Genomic DNA, 1608 nt, shown 5'->3' on the forward strand with positions numbered 1-1608 from the left:
AGGTAGCTACGCCGGTATCGTTCAAAGCGGGCAAGCTGCGTCAAATGCGGTGGAGCATAATCAGTTGTCTGATCTTAATGGATTATTTGGGGTAAACCAATGGGGGCCTGGAGCAGCTTCTTTAGTTAATTTTAAAGTCAGTGAAGGGGGGACAGCTGAGGAGATAACAGAGGCGTTGAGCGATTATATAACGGGTGTTGGCTATGACAGTGGTGTTACTGATGGTATTTTGATATGGGCTGGTGCTCCGATTGTTTTCGCCGGCATAACACAAGCTCCGGCAGTAGTGGCAAACCCTGCAGTATTAGCGTTTTTGAAGGGGTATGGCGTGGCAGCTGGGATGTCTATTGGGGAAAGCCTCGTAGTGAGCAGGTTTGCTAAGTCAGACTATAAGGTTTCAAATTTAGCCAGTGATTTAACGGTAGGCGCATCGAATAATATGGCAACAGACTTTTTAAAACGAACAGTTAAGCCCGTTTCGTTTATTCTGAGTAAAACGAATACAAAAACTGCAGAGCGTTTTATTACGACACAAGGTTATATCCAAGGATATTTTTTAGGTGCTGGAGTGTCTAGTATGTTTGGGCAGTACTTGGGAAACAAGGAACATGTCATCATCAATTTTTCAAACACTCAAAGACAGGAGAAAAAACATGATTGATTGGAATAGAGATTCTGGTGAACGCGTTTATGGTCTTAAACAGTTAGCCTATCCTTTGTTTACATTAACGTCTGGCTTCTATGTCTGGGTGTTTAATAAAGTTTTTAAAGAAATCACTAAAATGCATTACTACATTGTTTTGATTTTGGTTGGTTTAACGATTTATTTAGGTTTGTTAGTGTTTGCATGGCTGTTCTTTTTTGATTTGGAGGAGTTTGACTACTCTGGCGCCTTCTTTTTTTGGCTAGCCATTATGATTTTTGGTCGTCGCTATTTGCCTATATGGGTTGAGGAGGATGCGGAAGAGGTAGGGGACGATCGTACAGTGAAAGATAAGTGCGGCCCTGCTGATGACGCAAAGTAGGGCAATAGACTTTTAACGCTCTGATCAGGCGAACACACATAGCGGTGTAAATATGCAGGATCTCAGTATTACAGATGCTGATACTCAATGCTTGTTGAGTACATAAACAAGCGCGAACAATTAGAAAACACCGCTGACTTACTGAGCGCCATAGCGGCGGGTTTAGCTGCGCCGACCGATCGCGTTTCTGGTATTGTCGCAGCCAGTGTCAGTCCGAGTGTGGCGCAAGCCATTGGTCAGTATGTTAAAACCCATCAAGGGGTGGATGGTGCAGGTGAAGGCAGTGCCGCGCACTTGCTCGCCCATGGTTTGTTAGCGGGTGCGGTGGCTGCCGCAGGCGGTAACGATATGCTGAGCGCAGCGGGCGCTGCGATTACTGCGGAGGCGGCCGCTCCGCTTTTAGCGCAATACCTCTACGGCAAAAAAGCAAAGGCTCTCACTGCGGATGAGAAAAGCACCCTGAGCGCTATCACGGGGCTCTTGGGTGCTGGGGTGGGCGCAAGCTCAGGTAGCCATGCTGGTATCGTTCAAGGCGGGCAAGCTGCGTCGAATGCGGTGGCGCATAACTTATTAACGGAATTAG

Annotated in this window: 3 protein-coding genes; all 3 read left to right on the forward strand. The window is 46.7% G+C overall.

All coding sequences use genetic code 11. The annotated features are described in order from the left end of the window. Positions 1-661, forward strand: a 661-nt coding sequence (locus HMPREF3179_RS12235; protein WP_083290687.1) for a hypothetical protein, incomplete at its 5' end; no start/stop codon positions are given. Then, a complete protein-coding gene (locus HMPREF3179_RS04145) occupies positions 654-1025 on the forward strand; it encodes a hypothetical protein (RefSeq protein WP_070469817.1) in 372 nt (123 codons plus the stop codon). The genes HMPREF3179_RS12235 and HMPREF3179_RS04145, both read left to right, overlap by 8 nt. Before the next feature lie 87 nt (positions 1026-1112). Further along, positions 1113-1608, forward strand: a 496-nt coding sequence (locus HMPREF3179_RS04150) for a VENN motif pre-toxin domain-containing protein (protein WP_168160355.1), incomplete at its 3' end; no start/stop codon positions are given.

Source organism: Oligella sp. HMSC09E12 (assembly GCF_001808505.1).
Taxonomy (GTDB): Bacteria; Pseudomonadota; Gammaproteobacteria; order Burkholderiales; family Burkholderiaceae_B; genus Oligella; species Oligella urethralis.